At 44.8% G+C, this 15,544-nt stretch carries 15 protein-coding genes; 1 reads left to right on the top strand and 14 read right to left on the bottom strand.

The genetic code is table 11. The features are described 5' to 3' along the window. Positions 1 to 67: 67 nt before the first annotated feature. From OH459_RS08725 to OH459_RS08715, 3 genes are all read right to left on the bottom strand, one after another. Positions 68 to 967: a hypothetical protein gene (locus OH459_RS08725; RefSeq protein ID WP_050934965.1), complete on the bottom strand. Its 900-nt coding sequence runs from the start codon at positions 965 to 967 to the stop codon at positions 68 to 70. A gap of 131 nt (positions 968 to 1,098) precedes the next feature. Continuing rightward, on the bottom strand, positions 1,099 to 2,625 hold the full coding sequence (locus OH459_RS08720) for a winged helix-turn-helix domain-containing protein (RefSeq protein WP_005447542.1): 1,527 nt from the start codon (positions 2,623 to 2,625) through the stop codon (positions 1,099 to 1,101). A gap of 90 nt (positions 2,626 to 2,715) precedes the next feature. Then, positions 2,716 to 3,318 (bottom strand): YitT family protein, encoded by a 603-nt coding sequence (locus OH459_RS08715; protein WP_005447540.1) that lies wholly within the window; start codon positions 3,316 to 3,318, stop codon positions 2,716 to 2,718. A 347-nt stretch (positions 3,319 to 3,665) separates the two neighbouring features. Here OH459_RS08715 and glyA point away from each other — a divergent pair, with 347 nt between their 5' ends. Beyond that, positions 3,666 to 4,916, top strand: a complete 1,251-nt coding sequence (gene glyA, locus OH459_RS08710; protein WP_005440106.1) for a serine hydroxymethyltransferase — start codon at positions 3,666 to 3,668, stop codon at positions 4,914 to 4,916. 727 nt (positions 4,917 to 5,643) lie between these two features. Here the strand turns inward: glyA and lipA are convergent. The 11 genes from lipA to OH459_RS08655 all read right to left on the bottom strand — a co-directional run bounded on the left by lipA (position 5,644) and on the right by OH459_RS08655 (position 15,469). Beyond that, complete coding sequence (gene lipA, locus OH459_RS08705) at positions 5,644 to 6,609, bottom strand: lipoyl synthase (RefSeq protein WP_005447535.1); 966 nt, start codon at positions 6,607 to 6,609, stop codon at positions 5,644 to 5,646. Further along, the gene (gene lipB / locus OH459_RS08700; protein WP_005447534.1) at positions 6,606 to 7,268 is read right to left on the bottom strand and encodes a lipoyl(octanoyl) transferase LipB; all 663 of its coding nucleotides are present in this window, start codon (positions 7,266 to 7,268) and stop codon (positions 6,606 to 6,608) included. The genes lipA and lipB overlap by 4 nt, the downstream gene beginning before the upstream one ends. Before the next feature lie 176 nt (positions 7,269 to 7,444). Next, complete coding sequence (gene ybeD, locus OH459_RS08695) at positions 7,445 to 7,723, bottom strand: DUF493 family protein YbeD (RefSeq protein ID WP_005384135.1); 279 nt, start codon at positions 7,721 to 7,723, stop codon at positions 7,445 to 7,447. Between the two features lie 126 nt (positions 7,724 to 7,849). Next, positions 7,850 to 9,028 (bottom strand): serine hydrolase, encoded by a 1,179-nt coding sequence (locus OH459_RS08690; protein ID WP_005447533.1) that lies wholly within the window; start codon positions 9,026 to 9,028, stop codon positions 7,850 to 7,852. Between the two features lie 92 nt (positions 9,029 to 9,120). Continuing rightward, positions 9,121 to 9,924 carry a septal ring lytic transglycosylase RlpA family protein gene (locus OH459_RS08685; RefSeq protein WP_009697737.1) on the bottom strand — a complete coding sequence of 268 codons (804 nt, stop codon included), beginning with the start codon at positions 9,922 to 9,924 and terminating at the stop codon, positions 9,121 to 9,123. 3 nt (positions 9,925 to 9,927) lie between these two features. After that, on the bottom strand, positions 9,928 to 11,049 hold the full coding sequence (gene rodA, locus OH459_RS08680) for a rod shape-determining protein RodA (RefSeq protein ID WP_005447521.1): 1,122 nt from the start codon (positions 11,047 to 11,049) through the stop codon (positions 9,928 to 9,930). Then, complete coding sequence (mrdA, locus tag OH459_RS08675) at positions 11,049 to 12,974, bottom strand: penicillin-binding protein 2 (RefSeq protein ID WP_017188433.1); 1,926 nt, start codon at positions 12,972 to 12,974, stop codon at positions 11,049 to 11,051. The genes rodA and mrdA overlap by 1 nt, the downstream gene beginning before the upstream one ends. A gap of 29 nt (positions 12,975 to 13,003) precedes the next feature. Next, positions 13,004 to 13,474 (bottom strand): 23S rRNA (pseudouridine(1915)-N(3))-methyltransferase RlmH, encoded by a 471-nt coding sequence (gene rlmH, locus OH459_RS08670; RefSeq protein WP_005447517.1) that lies wholly within the window; start codon positions 13,472 to 13,474, stop codon positions 13,004 to 13,006. Between the two features lie 4 nt (positions 13,475 to 13,478). Further along, the gene (rsfS, locus tag OH459_RS08665) at positions 13,479 to 13,796 is read right to left on the bottom strand and encodes a ribosome silencing factor (protein ID WP_009697738.1); all 318 of its coding nucleotides are present in this window, start codon (positions 13,794 to 13,796) and stop codon (positions 13,479 to 13,481) included. Positions 13,797 to 13,886: 90 nt separating this feature from the next. After that, positions 13,887 to 14,906 (bottom strand): DNA polymerase III subunit delta, encoded by a 1,020-nt coding sequence (holA, locus tag OH459_RS08660; protein ID WP_172580411.1) that lies wholly within the window; start codon positions 14,904 to 14,906, stop codon positions 13,887 to 13,889. A gap of 5 nt (positions 14,907 to 14,911) precedes the next feature. Then, positions 14,912 to 15,469, bottom strand: a complete 558-nt coding sequence (locus OH459_RS08655) for an LPS-assembly lipoprotein LptE (protein WP_009697740.1) — start codon at positions 15,467 to 15,469, stop codon at positions 14,912 to 14,914. Between the last annotated feature and the right edge of the window lie 75 nt (positions 15,470 to 15,544).

Below are 15,544 nucleotides of genomic sequence, written 5' to 3'. Positions count from 1 at the left end.
AAACAAAAGGCTTTGGAGTGCTCCCCAAAGCCTTTGCTTTTTATCTAAATAAGATTTGATGGCTGAATTAAGCTTTTTCGATCTTATTCAAAGTTACTTTCGTTTCTCTAACTTGAATCTGTTCACTCTTTAGCAGTTCTACTTGCTCAATGAATCCTAGAGTTGGGTTAAACCAGCGTTCAGCAGAACTCTCAAACTCTTTTGAATCGATCAATTCCATACCGTCACATACAAGGTTATAAGTATTTTTCTCGGTTAGGTATGCCGCTTCAACCGATTTACCGGAGACATTAAACGTCTTACGGGCACCTGTTTCCCCAACTTGTTGGCTCCAAGTGGTTTTACACTGAGCGTTATCAGCTAACGCGTTTACCCAAGGATTATCATCAAAGGAATCAAGCATGCGTTTCACTTGCTCTCCTGACAAATCTACGATTACAGATACAAGATGTTTGCTGATATCAATGTTTGGATCCTTCTCTTTCACCGTTGACCCCTCTAACCGAAATAGAGGACTGCTGTTCATCATCATGACGTTAGATAGAGAGTCAATGAGATAAAGGTCGGTAACTTCATGCAGCGCACCGTCAATACCAGCAAAGTAAATGGTATTACCTTCTTGCTCGCTATTGTCTAGGTAGAACTGTGTAATGCCGTTGTTTTCCAGAAGTTGGATAACGGGAATAAAAGGGTCATCTTGCTGGGTGTCGCGTAGTCGGTCGATGAGCTTTTGAACAGCCATTGGCTCAAAGCTTATCGTTATAGGTTCGCCCTGTTGACCGTCAGCAGAAGTGACGTAGTGAAGCTTTGTACTTGCTTCAGGTTTGAAAGATGAGTTTTGGATTGGGTAGTCGAAGCTTGATTGTGGACCTTTGCTTTCGCTTGTAGAACCAGAAGAAGAACCGCCCCCTCCACAGCCGTAAAGTGCGATCGTAGCTGCTGTGAGAAGCGTCATTTTTTTAAGCATGAGTTTACATTCCTAATTTTAGAAGGCTGATAAATCGAGCCGTTATTTGAATGTCGCCATGCTAAGTTTTGAGTGAGAAAAAGGGCAAAAAACAAAAACTAATAGAGTTAAATGAAAGCTTAATTTTATATTTAGGTCTTTGTTTTTTCTGGGTTAATGTCTTCTTCGATATTGGTGCAGTATTCTTCAATTAATGCCTTCCAGCGCATCACAATTTCCTTTTCTTTAATACTGACACGCAACTTCTTCCAAGGCTGTAAGCAGGTTTCTTTCGATTCCGGCTGAGACAAACGACTGAATAACTCTTCAGAAGGCATAACACGTAAAAGAGCTACGAGCGATTCCATGTAATTTAAGCGGAACTGATCAAGCTTATTTTGCTTGTAGGCAATATGAGATACAAAAGTGTAAATTAGGGCATTCTGAATTAATGAGTCTCCCGCCGGTGTCGTCAATAAGGTTTTCGCCTTATCGAGATTGCCGAGTTTGTAATTGAGGATACCCATCCATAAGTTAAGCTCATCGGGTAAGGCATCGAACTCGGACTGTACTTGATAAAGAAATCCTTCGAGTTTAGTTTGATTTTGTTCGTACAACGCGAGATGGCGAGCTATCGTGATGGCAGTAAACTCATCCATGTTTTTAATACCATCCATTGAGAATTGCTCATCCAATAGCATCTTCTCGTGTGCATCGGTTAACTGCCAATTGCTCTGAGAAGGTGCAGGCAAATTAAAGTATTGAGCGATATCTGCATGCATACGAAAGATATCTGATTGTAGATGGCTGATACGGAGCTCGTATTGATTACGAAACGCCAATTTTCCCGTCGCTGGGTAAATTAGGTTCATTTGCGCTTTGAGTCCCCCTTCTGTGGAATCATCTTTTAGCTCAATGTTGAGCTGATAATCGCTGGTTTGCATGTTTCGTGCGCCAGGGAAATAAGGGGTCTCATTAATCGGGTCGAGAAAGTAGCTCGGCGCATCTTGGTTGGCGATATCGGTATAAGGATACTCGACTTGTTGCTGCAACAAGATCGCTTTCACTAGAGTTCGGTACTCACGAGCAGTGGTGCCTATGGCATCAACGCGGTTCAGCAACAACTCTACTTTAGGGATTAATAGTTGGTTTCGAGTTTGCTGAGTTGAAATGCCTTGCTGCTGCCACAGCGTCACCCCAAGCCCAATACTCATTAGCGCAAGTGCGGCGCATAAGCCATAAACAAGTTTGAATTTGTGAGACGCAGGGGCAAGGTTGCTCTTAGCTGGCTCTTTGGTTTGCTGAGCCTTCTGGGCTGGAGGTAGCAATTGAATATTGGCTGGATTAAGGAAGTAACCTTTACGTGGGTAGGTGACCAACAATTTGGCTGCATCGTGCTCCGGCAAGTGTTCTTGAAGCAAAGCTCTGAGTGTACTGATTCGGTTGGTTAGGACATTCTTTGAAATGAACTTACTTTGCCAAATGGTCTCGATGATGGTTTCAGCAGAGAGTGGGTGTCCAACACTGGTGAGTAACAGCTCCAGTAACTCGACGGTACGCGGCTCAAGATCGATACTGACTGCTTGTTTATGCAGAGTTTGAGTCTCTGGATTGTAGATAAGCTCGCCAATAGCAATCTGACTTTTGGTTTGTTTGGCTTGTTGTAGAAAGTCTCGCATACCATCATGAGTGATTAGTGAATGGCGAGATATTATATAGTCATTGGAGCGCAAAATCTTATAAATTGCGCTCCAATCATCATGGAAAGGCTATGAACCGTAGCTCACCGAATAGCGATGCGGTTTATGGTTCATCGCAAGCACGAGGTTCAGTGCGAAGGCTCCAAGTATCGACAACCCAATAACCCAAGGTGTGACGAAGAAGAAAGACGCAAACAAGATACATGCGTCAATTGCCATCTGGGATTTACCTACAGAAATACCGAACTTATCTTGGATGAATAAGCACAATACGTTAAAGCCGCCCAAGCTTGAACGATGACGGAATAGGATCAACATACCCAAGCCCATCAGCAAGCCACCCGCTACCGCGCAGTAAATTTCGTTGATTGATTCCAATGAAATCAGTAAATACAGGTGATCAGCAAAGATAGAAACCAAAGCGCCAGAAATTGCACTGTTAATGGCAAAGTGACGACCGAAGCGTTTCCATGCGAGCAAGTAAAAAGGACAGTTGGCTAAAAAGTAAAGCACACCAAACGTAAAAGGTGTAAATTGGCTAATAAGCAGAGCCAATCCGGTTGTGCCTCCGGTTAAGAGGTTCGCGGATTGGAGAAAGAAAACGCCTTGAGCTACCAAAAAGGTACCTGTAAGAATTGCCATCCAGTCTTCTTTTCTTGAGTGTTTTTCCATCTAATATGCAGTCATTTGTGATAATTCGGGCGTGCATAGTAGTAAAAAGATGATCTTTTCGGTAGCTAGAGGGTAAAATTTGCGGTAAACCTATGTAATTGTTGTTTTACAGGGTGTAAAGCACAAAATTGACAGTCAGGGAATCATGGTTAAACGATTGCAACATCGTCATGATATTTCTTGCTTGTCACCATGAAAAAACTGCATGAGAAAAATTGTAAATTTCTCTTTATGACCTAGATCAAATTATGTAGAATGCGCGCCATTAGGTCGACGAAAACGTTTGCGTTAGGTCGTTATTCAGTTTTTTTGCAACTTTCAGTACCAATCTGAGTCAGGAGATACAGATGCTTAAGCGTGATATGAACATCGCAGATTACGATGCGGAACTGTTCGCAGCTATCCAGGAAGAGACTCTTCGCCAGGAAGAACACATTGAACTTATCGCTTCTGAAAACTACACAAGTCCACGTGTAATGGAAGCTCAAGGTTCTCAGCTAACGAACAAATACGCTGAAGGCTACCCAGGCAAGCGTTACTACGGCGGTTGTGAGTATGTAGATAAAGCTGAAGCACTAGCGATCGATCGTGCATGCCAACTATTTGGTTGTGAGTACGCGAACGTACAGCCTCACTCAGGTTCTCAAGCAAACAGCGCAGTTTACATGGCGCTTCTAAACCCAGGCGACACAGTTCTAGGTATGAGCCTAGCGCACGGTGGTCACCTAACTCACGGTTCACCAGTAAACTTCTCTGGTAAGCACTACAACGTTATTCCTTACGGTATCGACGAAGCAGGTCAAATCAACTACGACGAGATGGAACAGCTAGCGCTTGAGCACAAGCCTAAGATGATCATCGGTGGTTTTTCTGCTTACTCGCAAATCGTTGATTGGAAACGCATGCGTGAAATCGCAGACAAAGTTGATGCTTACCTATTCGTAGACATGGCGCACGTTGCTGGTCTAATCGCAGCAGGCGAGTACCCAACACCAGTTCCACACGCTCACGTAGTAACAACGACTACACACAAAACGCTAGCGGGTCCTCGTGGCGGTCTTATCCTTTCTAACGAAGGTGAAGAGCTGTACAAGAAGCTGAACTCAGCAGTATTCCCTGGCGGCCAAGGTGGTCCTCTAATGCACGTTATCGCTGGTAAAGCTGTAGCGTTCAAAGAAGCGATGGAACCTGAATTCAAAGCTTACCAAGCTAACGTAGTGAAAAACGCGAAAGCAATGGTTGGTCAATTCCAAGAGCGTGGTTACAAAATCGTATCTAACGGTACTGAGAACCACCTATTCCTAGTTGACCTAATCGACAAAGACATTACAGGTAAAGATGCAGATGCAGCACTAGGTGCAGCAAACATCACAGTAAATAAGAACTCGGTTCCAAACGACCCACGCAGCCCATTCGTAACGTCTGGTATCCGTGTTGGTACGCCAGCAATTACTCGCCGCGGCTTCACTGAAGATGACGCGAAAGAGCTAGCAAACTGGATGTGTGACGTTCTAGATAACATCGGCAACGAGGAAGTTATCGAAGCGACGAAGCAGAAAGTTCTAGAGATCTGTAAGCGTCTACCAGTTTACGCATAGTTCTCTGTGTAAATTCGCTTTCTTTGCAAAGTAGTACAGGCTGACTCGTTCTATTTCTGCGATTCAGTGTGATAATTTGATTGATGAAAGGTCCTCGTTTGAGGACCTTTTTGTTTTTCTAGCGTATGGAAATATCAGCTTAGGCTCTTCGGAATGATGTGCTTTGGTCTCTGAGAGACAGGTTGCTATGTGGAAGCTTGGGAGTATTTGCGTGGAAAACGAAAAAGGTTATTAGACTCTGAATATACTTTTGATTTGCTCAAGAGCCCAACGTTGTCATTCCCTACAAGCGAGGAACGAGCGGGATAGGGAATCTCTAATTATCGTTGTTACTTAGAGAGTGTTGAAATGAGATTCCTGATATCGCCTAGGCTCTTCGGAATGACGTGCTTTGGTCTCTGAGAAACAAGTTGTTATGTGGAGGCTTGGGTGTATTTGAGTTGAAAACGAAAGAAGTTATTAGGTTCTGAATATACTTTTGATTTGCTCAAGAGCCCAACGTCGTCATTCCCTACAAGTGAAGAACGAGCGGGATAGGGAATTTCTAATTATCGTTGTTACTTAGAGAGTGTTGAAACAAGATATCCTGATATCTCGTAGGTTCTTCGAAATAGCGAGTTTGGTTTTAACCAGTAGGGTTATTGTTCGAACGACGATGCTTTATGTTCTATGGAGACAAAAAAGGTTGGCACAGAGCCAACCTTTTCTTATCAAAACAAGCGAGAGCTTATTTCACTTCAATACCTTGAGCCTGCATATCAGCATGGTAAGAAGAGCGAACAAATGGACCACACGCCGCGTGGGTGAAGCCAAGTTCTAGTGCGATCTCTTTTAGCTCGTCAAACTCTGAAGGTGGAACGTAACGTTCTACTGGCAAGTGGTGACGGCTTGGTGCTAGGTACTGACCAAGTGTCAGCATAGTTACACCATGTGCACGAAGATCTTTTAGTACTTCGACGATCTCTTCTTTGGTTTCACCAAGACCCATCATTAGACCTGATTTCGTCGGTACATTTGGATGCTGCTCTTTGAATTTTTGCAGTAATTGCAGTGACCACTTGTAGTTTGCGCCTGGGCGAGCTTTACGGTACAGACGAGGGGCGGTTTCTAGGTTGTGGTTGAAGACATCTGGCGGGTTGTCTTTCATAAGATCAAGTGCCACGTCCATACGACCACGGAAGTCAGGAACCAGAGTTTCAATCTTGATGTGCGGGTTTAGTTCGCGAATTTCGCGGTTACAGTTAGCAAAATGCTCTGCACCACCATCACGCAAATCATCACGGTCAACAGAAGTGATTACAACGTACTTCAGTTTCATGTCTGCGATGGTTTTCGCAAGTTTCTTTGGTTCTTCAGCTTCAACAGCAAGCGGACGACCATGGGCAACGTCACAGAAAGGACAACGGCGAGTACAGATCGCACCAAGGATCATGAAAGTTGCCGTACCGTGGTTAAAACACTCAGCTAGGTTAGGGCAAGACGCTTCTTCACATACAGAGTGAAGGTTGTTCTTACGCATTGCTGATTTGATGTCTTGAATACGTTGGCTGTCGGCTGGTAGCTTGATCTTCATCCAATCAGGCTTACGTAGCACTTCTTTCTGCTCTGTTGGCATGTTCTTTACGGGAATCAATGCCATCTTGTCGGCGTCGCGGTATTTAACGCCTTTTTCCATCTGGATTGGTTTGCTCATGCTTTGTTACCTTGAGAAGGTGCTTCTGTGCTGAAATCTACTTGCTCGTAATCAAGCAAAGTAACGAGTTCTTGTATTAGTTGTTTTTCCACGGCTTCGATGTCTTCAGGACCGCCAACTTGGCTGACTTGAACCATCTCCATTCCTTCGTAGCCACATGGGTTAATACGTAAAAAAGGACCTAAGTCCATATTAACGTTCAACGCTAGACCGTGGAATGAGCACCCTTTTCGAATGCGAAGTCCGAGAGAACATATTTTTTTACCGCCGACATAAACGCCAGGGGCATCAGGTCGTGCAGCAGAATCGATATTGTATGCCTTAAGAGTGTTAATAACGAGGTTCTCGATGTGCGTAACGAGATCTCGCACTCCTAATTTTTTGCGACGTAGGTTGATCAAGAAGTACGCGACTAATTGACCCGGACCATGATAAGTCACCTGACCGCCACGATCGCTTTGAACAACAGGAATATCTCCGGTATTAATCAGGTGCTCGGCTTTACCTGCCTGACCTTGAGTGAATACTGGGTTATGTTCTACCAACCAAACTTCATCAGGCGTGTCGTCTGTGCGTTGGTCAGTAAACTCATGCATCGCCTTCCATACAGGCTCATAATCTTGGCGTCCAAGTCGTTTCACAACAAGTTGGTGTTGCATGGGAATTCCTGTCGATAATATATAAAGTTTTTGGATTATAAACCGGATGACCCTGATGCTCTACAGCTGAGTAACAGATTTTTAACTGAAAGTTCGAGTGGTTTGTATTATCTGTATGATAAATAAAAAGAAAGCAGCCGAAGCTGCTTTCAAAAAAAATTTAATTTATCAAAAAATTATAGAACCATGCGTACGATGTCGATTTCACCCAGTTCTTTGTATAGGGTTTCAACCTGCTCGATAGACGTTGCAGTGATGTTGATAGACACCGAGTGGTAGTTGCCCTTAGCACTTGGTTTTACTGTTGGGCTGTAGTCACCTGGAGCATGGCGCTGGATAACTTCTAGAACTAGCTCTGGAAGCTCAGGCTTTGCATGACCCATTACCTTGTAAGTAAATGAACAAGGGAACTCAAGCAGGTCTTTCAATTTTGCATCAGAGTTGATGGTTAGCATATCGGTAACTCCAGTTGGTATTCGTTGCGGTGCGAAATAGTACAGTCAAATTAGGGTGAACTCAAGATTAACAAAGCCGCCCTAGTTGGCGGCTTTGTAGACTTGTTTGTTGGTCAGAAGCGACTGTTAGAAGAAGCTCTTAAACAACAATACGATGTAGTCCCACATGCGGCTAAATAGGCTGCCTTGGTCTACTGTTTCCAGTGCCATTAGTGGGTACTCAGCAATATCTTCACCATCAATTTGATAGTATAGCTTACCAACTACATCACCTTTCTTAATTGGGGCTTCAAGTTCTTTTTCAAGTACGAAGCTTGCTTTTAGGTTCTTTGCTTCGCCGCGAGGTAGGGTTACGTAGGTATCTTGGTCAAGACCCAGAGCAATGGTGTCTTTGTTACCCATCCAGATTTTTTCTTCTACGAAAGTTTCACCCGCTTTATGAGGTGCCACTGTTTCGAAGAAACGGAAACCGTAGCTCAGAAGCTTTTTGCTTTCTGATTTACGTGCATTCGCATCTTTTGTACCCATCACAACCGCAACTAGGCGCATTTGACCTTCTGTTGCAGAGCTTACTAGGCTATAACCAGCATTGCTTGTGTGACCCGTTTTGATACCGTCAACATTCATGCTCTTATCCCACAGTAGACCGTTACGGTTGTACTGAGTGATGCCGTTGTAAGTGAATTTCTTTTGAGAGTAAATACGGTACTCGTCTGGTACGTCACGGATCAGTGCTTTACCAAGCAGTGCCATATCGTAAGGTGTTGAGTATAGGTTAGGGTTGTCTAGACCGTGAACGTTCGCAAAGTGCGTGTTCGTCATACCGATCGTATCCGCCCAAGCATTCATTAGATCAACGAATGCATCTTCTGAACCAGCAATGTGTTCAGCCATTGCCACACACGCATCGTTACCAGATTGGATGATGATGCCACGGTTCAGGTCTTTTACTTTTACCGTCGTGCCAACTTCAATGAACATTTTTGAAGAGTCAGGGAAGTTTTTCGCCCAAGCATTCTTACTGATGGTTACATCATCGTCTTCTGAAATATTACCACGCGCTAGCTCTTGGCCAATTACGTAGCTGGTCATCATTTTTGTCAGACTAGCAGGAGACAATTTTGTGTTCATCTCTTTCTCAGCCAGAACTTTACCTGAGTTGTAATCCATAAGTACGTAGCCTTTGGCTGCGATTTGAGGAGCATCTGGGACAACAACTGGTGAAGCAAAAGCAGATTGAGCGATGGTTGCTGATAGTGCAACCGAAGAAACGAGAATAGATTTCACAAACTTATTTTTATTCATGGTAATTCAAATTTTTTGGTTAACTGTCGACATCTTAACAGAATCCCCACTTATGTAAGAGGGGCTCTGCATAGAAAATCATGACACCAAGGTCATTTGCCAGTTTTGTGTTTTTTAATAAATGCGGACGAATAGCCGAGCAACTTTACTTTATCCAGTGTGGCTTGCGTCAGAGAATAGTCAGTATATGGACCTAACAACAAGCGATACGAACCTTCCGTGGACTCCAAGAAAGTTTCCGTATCCAGCTTTTGACCAAGCTCTTGGCCTAAAGTTCGCGCTCGATCTTCATATTTTGAAGAAGCAACCTGAATGACGTACTTAGGATGGGCCGCTAACGACTTTTCATCGGTCGGTTTATCCACCATGATGACTTCGATCTCTACGTTCGCCGTCCCAGTTTTCACTACGTCAAGCTTGTAAGCTGCCGCGTAGCTCAAATCAATGATGCGACCCTCATGGAAAGGACCTCGGTCGTTAACTCGCACAACCGTGGATTTACCATTGTCGGTATTGGTGACTTTCACGTAGCTCGGTAATGGCAGCGTTTTGTGCGCAGCAGTCATCGAGTACATGTCGTAAATCTCGCCATTCGAGGTTAAATGACCTTGGAACTTCTTGCCGTACCAAGAGGCACGACCTTTTTCCGTAAAGCCTTTTGCATCACGAACGATTTTGTAGTCTGAACCTCGAAGGTTGTAATCGCTGTTACCACCTAAGCTGTATGGTTCGTATTTTGGGTGCGCATCCTCAATGTGCTCGACTGATAATGGCTTTTCTGGAGCTACATCAGATTCAAGTTCATAACGTCCTTCCTGCGTTTTTTGATCGGTGGATGAACAACCCGCCAAAATCAAAGCAGAAAAAACTAAGGAATATAAAGCGCGTTTTTGCATGGTCTAGGTCGCCTTAGAGAATGCTTTTCGGTGTGTATGGATCGACATAAGAATGCCAAAACCAGCCATCAGTGTCACCATTGAAGTACCACCATAACTGATCAACGGTAAAGGTACGCCTACTACAGGTAGGATGCCACTTACCATGCCGATATTTACAAAAATATACACGAAGAAGCTGAGTACAATACTGCCCGCCATCATTCGACCAAACGCTGTTTGTGCTTGGCTTGCGAGGTAGAGACCTCGACCGATAATAAATAGGTAGATGGCTAATAGGCAAAGGAAGCCAATCATACCCCATTCCTCAGCGATTACTGCAAAGATAAAGTCAGTGTGTCGCTCTGGAAGAAATTCTAATTGAGATTGTGTACCTTGCAGCCAACCTTTGCCTGAAATACCACCAGAGCCGATTGCAATCTTACTTTGGATAATGTGATAGCCGGCACCAAGAGGGTCTGACTCTGGATTAAATAGAGTGCGCACACGTACCTTTTGGTATTCGCGCATCAGGAAGAACCATAAAATAGGAATAAAACCACCCAGAGCAATGGCGGCTGCGGCAATGATTTTCCAACTAATACCCGCAAGGAAGATAACGAAAATACCAGAAGCGGCGATCAGAATTGAAGTACCAAGGTCTGGCTGTTTTGCAATAAGAATGGTTGGTAGACAAACCATGATTAGTGCAACAATGAGCGTTTTGAACGTCGGAGGAAGTGGTTGACGACCGATGTAGCGCGCCACCATTAAAGGTACGGCAAGCTTAAGGAGCTCTGAGGGCTGGAAACGAACAAAACCAAGATTGAGCCAGCGTTGGGCGCCTTTGGAGGCTTCACCAAAGAAGAGCACGCCAAACAACAGAATAACGCCACCAACAAACATTAATGGAGCAAGGCTCTCATAGGTTCTGGGCGAGATCTGTGCCAATACGATCATGACAACCAGTGACAGCACCATGCGCATTGCTTGACGATCCATCATCGCCAAACTTTGACCACTGGCACTGTACATGATGACAAGACCAAAGCCCATCAACGCAAAGATGCCGAGTAACAACGGCAAGTCGATATGGAAGCGTTCAAACAGAGCACGGTTTTTGCCTGTAGAGGGATCCATTTTCATCACTGCGCTACCTCTTTCTTCGCATTGTTTTGTTCTTCATCTGACTCGATTTTTTCAGGACCAAGGATGACACGGTCGAAGATCTTTCTCACAACAGGCGCGCCGTTACTCGAACCACCACCTGCGTTTTCCAGTACCACTGATACGACGACTTTTGGATCATCGAATGGCGCAAAACCGGTAAACAACGCGTGGTCACGTAAGTGTTCTGCGACTTCATCTGCGTTGTACTCTTCGTCTTCTGCAAGACCAAATACCTGAGCGGTCCCTGACTTACCACCAGTTTGGTAATCCATATTATAGAAAGAGCGACGAGCAGTACCTTTTGGACCGTGGTTAACCAAACGCATGCCTTCCTTCGCCATATTCCAGTATTTGTCTGGCACATTTTGGATAGGAGGGTAGGTTTCGTATTCAGAGCTTTCTTGCTCCTCAAAGTCGCCACCGTTGTCGATGGTTGCTTTTAGCAAGTGAGGTGCTGTTACAGCGCCTTCGTTAACCAATACTGAGGTCGCTTTCGCTATCTGCATTGGTGTTGCTGTCCAGTAACCTTGCCCAATACCAACAGGGATAGTGTCGCCCTTGTACCAAGGTGTTTTATGACGAGCCATTTTCCATTCACGAGTTGGCATGTTTGCCTTACTTTCTTCGTAAATGTCGATGCCCGTATAATCGCCAAAACCAAACATCATCATCCAATTCGATAGGCGATCAATGCCCATGTCGTAGGCAATTTGGTAGAAGAAGGTATCGACGGATTCTTCAATTGATTTGATGATGTCGACGCGACCATGACCCCAACGTAGCCAGTCACGGAATGGACGAGTATCTGAATTTGGAATTCGCCAGTAACCAGGATCGTTTCGGGTGGTTTTCGGTGTCACAACACCTTCTTCCAGAGCCGCTACAGCAATGAAGGGTTTGATGGTTGAAGCTGGTGGGTAAATGCCAAGCGTTGTGCGGTTCACCAATGGACGGTTTTTATCGTTTAATAGTGCTCGGTATGCTTTACCTGAGATCCCGTGTACGAACGCATTTGGATCGTAGCTTGGGCTAGAAACCATAGCTAATACACCATTGTCTCGAGGGTCGAGCACTACCGCGCTACCACGACGTCCATCTAATAACTGATGCACATAGAGCTGTAGGTTGATATCGAGGTTTAAGACGATGTCTTTACCTGGCACAGGTGGAACGTATTTCAAAGTACGAATGACACGTCCGCGGCTGTTTACTTCCACTTCTTGGTAACCCGCCGTACCGTGCAATAGGTCCTCGTAGTACTTCTCGATACCTAACTTACCGATGTCACGAGTTGCTTGGTAGTTGGCGTCTTTTTCTTCGCGCACTAAGCGCTGCATGTCGCGGTCGTTAATACGAGAAACATAGCCAATCACATGGGTCAGTACTTCGCTGAATGGGTAGTAACGCTTTAGCGTAGCGCTAATCTCAACGCCCGGGAAACGGTATTGATTGACAGAGAAAATAGCAACTTGGTTTTCATCCAATTGAGTCAACAACGGAACTGACTTGAAGCGACGAGTACGCTTACGCTCACGTTGGAAGCGTTCGATTTGCTCTGGTGTGATTTCAAGGATGGTTTGTAGCTCTTTGATGGTGCCGTCAATGTCTTTGATTTTTTCTGGGGTCAGTTCCAGGTTAAAGACGGGGCGGTTTTCAGCGAGCAGAACACCATTGCGGTCGTAGATCAAACCACGGTTTGGTGCAATAGGAACCACTTTAATGCGATTGTCATTAGAACGGGTTTTATAGTCTTGGAACTGGTTTACCTGAATGTTGTACATGTTGGCAACCAGCAAGCCCATCAAAATTACGATACCTATAAATGCAACAATAGCGCGACTAGAAAATAGACGCGCTTCTGCTTGGTAATCTCGAATTTGACTGCGGCGTTTACGAATCATTAACGCTTGTCTCTACAGCTAAGTAGCGATTATTCGCGGTGGTAAGGGTGGTTAGCAGTAATGCTCCACGCTCGGTATAAACTCTCTGCCATCACGATACGCACAAGTGGGTGTGGTAGTGTCAGTGCTGACAGTGACCAACTTTGATCTGCTGCGGCTTTACAAGCTGGCGCTAAGCCTTCAGGACCACCGATTAGGATCGACACGTCACGACCATCTAGTTTCCATGCTTCTAGCTGTTCTGCTAGCTGTGGGGTATCCCACTTTTTCCCTGGAATATCGAGAGTGACGATACGCGCACCTTTAGGTACCGCAGCCAACATCGCTTCGCCTTCTTTTTGTAAGATGCGTGCGATGTCTGCATTTTTGCCACGTTTACCCGCAGGGATTTCAACCAACTCAAGTGGCATATCATGTGGGAAGCGACGACGGTATTCTTGAAAACCTTCTTCGACCCATTTTGGCATTTTGGTGCCAACGGCAATTAGTTGAATTTTCAAAAGATTAACCCCAGAGTTTTTCTAGTTGGTATAGCTCGCGATGCTCTTCTTGCATCACGTGAAGCATTGCGTCGCCCATGTCTAGGACAACCCATTCACCTTCATTTTCGCCTTCCATACCTAGTGGCTCTAGACCAGCTTTCTTCACTTCAGATGCGACGTGATCAGCGATAGATGAAACGTGACGCTTCGACGTGCCAGTACAAATGATCATGTAATCTGTCACGCTTGATTTGCCTTCTACATTCAGAATAACAATCTCTTCCGCTTTCATGTCGTCGGCTTTATCGGCTAAAAAGTCTTTAAGTTCTTCGCGAAGCACTCGGTTTTCCTCGGTATTTTCTTTTTTGTCTGTGGGCGTTTTAATCTCGTTGAGTTAAAACTGGTCGCGCACTATATCACGCTTTGAAAGCTAAATTGCCAGCTTAATATCAGGAGAGCAGGTTTCTAGGCTCAATTGATGGATAGTTGGCCACACAGATTCATCGTATTGGGTTTTGGCTTTTATCTCAGCATGTGTGAGCAAGGATAAAAGGGCACAAATTCTTGAGGCTGACAGGCGAGTCAGCGCAGCATTATAGAATGGGCGTTTATTTTGCCACACTCGATGCTTTTCAAACACCTGACTCATGCCCATTTGGGTAAGGTCTCGATGCATGTTAAGTAATTGGTTGAACTCTTTCTGTACACTACGGATAAGGATAACAGTCTCTGTGCCTTCAGCTTCAAGCTGGCGCAAAATGCGTTGTGCTCGGTTGGCTTTCCCAGCAAGGAGAGCGTCAATCCAATGGAAAATCGTAAAGTGGTTGTGTCGGCTCAAGGCTTCTTCAAGGCGCACAACCGTCAGTTCGCCATCTGGGTAGAGTAAAGCGAGCTTCTCTAAGCTTTGTGAGAGCGCGAACAAGTTCCCTTCATGCCACTGTGCCAACATTTGCAGTGATTGCTGATCTGCTTTTAGCCCTAATGTGCGGCAACGAGCCTGTACGAACATCGGCAAACGTTGCAGATCTGGTGTTTGGCAGCTTACCCAATCACCTTTTGCACTCAGCGCTTTAAACCATTTTGCGTTTTCTTGGGCTTTTGTCAGTTTACTGCCCACGATCACCAGCATAATGTCGTCGTGTAGCATTTCACATAGGGTTTGCAGTTCTTTACTAACTGTTGTCGTTACGCCGCTTTCTGGTAGCTCAAGTTCAATTAGTTGGCGACTGGAAAATAGGCTTAGTGCTTGGAAACAATCATATACTTGGTTCCAATCTAAACTAGCGTCAACCGCGAAACGGTGTCTTTCTTCAAAACCTTGCTGGTGCGCCATTGTTTGGATCGCTTGGCGACTTTCTTGAATCAGCAGAGGTTCATTACCAAAAATCAGGTAAACCTGTTTGATGTGTTTCGCTAGATGGTCAGCCAGCTTGTCGGCAAAAATTCGCATTCTGATTAAGAGTTAGTGTTCGTAGAGTTAGTCTTCATCACATCAGGGGTAGGTTGACCTTGTTCGTATTCCGCACGAACTCGACCTAGCTGACGCATCATTTGACTCGCCGCTTGTTGACGCATTTCGTCTTCGATAACGTCACGTTCTACCGACTTCGCCAATGCTGTTAATGGGTTATCAAGGTAGTTGCGGTTTACGGTTGTTTTGAAGTCTTTTGCACCGAAACCAGGAATAGTCACACGGTACTTCACTACGTAAGTCAGTTCTTTCTCTGCCGCACGACTGTTTTGGTACAGCGATAGTGTACGTTCGTCGATAGTCGCTTCGATCAGGTGCAGGTTTGGTGTACTTGAAGATGGTTGTACTAAATCTACTTTGTTCAATTCAAGTTGAGCGCGAATATAACGCGTCAATGGGCTGTATTCATCGTAGCTAGTGAAAGACATGGTATGCAGTTCTTCCGGAACCGAGTATTCGCCACGAAGGTGGAAACCACAGGCAGAAAGAAGCCCCGCTAATACCAAAACCACTGGTAGTTTAATCAAAGAGAAAAAGCGCATTGATTGTATTCATCCTAAATTGAAGGGGTTATTTACCTTAAACCACTCAGCTTGAATGGCTTGAGGTAAATAAAC

Origin of the sequence: Vibrio sp. MM46 (genome assembly GCF_027587135.1) — a bacterium.
Lineage (GTDB): Bacteria > Pseudomonadota > Gammaproteobacteria > Enterobacterales > Vibrionaceae > Vibrio > Vibrio harveyi.
The sequence above is the reverse complement of the archived record's forward strand: the minus strand, read 5'-3'. Positions and strand labels throughout refer to the sequence as shown.

Coding starts and splice junctions, on each gene's coding strand:
- OH459_RS08725 (WP_050934965.1), bottom strand. CDS start 967: ATGCTTAAAAAAATGACGCTTCTCACAGCAGCTACGATCGCACTTTAC.
- OH459_RS08720 (WP_005447542.1), bottom strand. CDS start 2,625: ATGCGAGACTTTCTACAACAAGCCAAACAAACCAAAAGTCAGATTGCT.
- OH459_RS08715 (WP_005447540.1), bottom strand. CDS start 3,318: ATGGAAAAACACTCAAGAAAAGAAGACTGGATGGCAATTCTTACAGGT.
- glyA (WP_005440106.1), top strand. CDS start 3,666: ATGCTTAAGCGTGATATGAACATCGCAGATTACGATGCGGAACTGTTC.
- lipA (WP_005447535.1), bottom strand. CDS start 6,609: ATGAGCAAACCAATCCAGATGGAAAAAGGCGTTAAATACCGCGACGCC.
- lipB (WP_005447534.1), bottom strand. CDS start 7,268: ATGCAACACCAACTTGTTGTGAAACGACTTGGACGCCAAGATTATGAG.
- ybeD (WP_005384135.1), bottom strand. CDS start 7,723: ATGCTAACCATCAACTCTGATGCAAAATTGAAAGACCTGCTTGAGTTC.
- OH459_RS08690 (WP_005447533.1), bottom strand. CDS start 9,028: ATGAATAAAAATAAGTTTGTGAAATCTATTCTCGTTTCTTCGGTTGCA.
- OH459_RS08685 (WP_009697737.1), bottom strand. CDS start 9,924: ATGCAAAAACGCGCTTTATATTCCTTAGTTTTTTCTGCTTTGATTTTG.
- rodA (WP_005447521.1), bottom strand. CDS start 11,049: ATGAAAATGGATCCCTCTACAGGCAAAAACCGTGCTCTGTTTGAACGC.
- mrdA (WP_017188433.1), bottom strand. CDS start 12,974: ATGATTCGTAAACGCCGCAGTCAAATTCGAGATTACCAAGCAGAAGCG.
- holA (WP_172580411.1), bottom strand. CDS start 14,906: ATGCGAATTTTTGCCGACAAGCTGGCTGACCATCTAGCGAAACACATC.
- OH459_RS08655 (WP_009697740.1), bottom strand. CDS start 15,469: ATGCGCTTTTTCTCTTTGATTAAACTACCAGTGGTTTTGGTATTAGCG.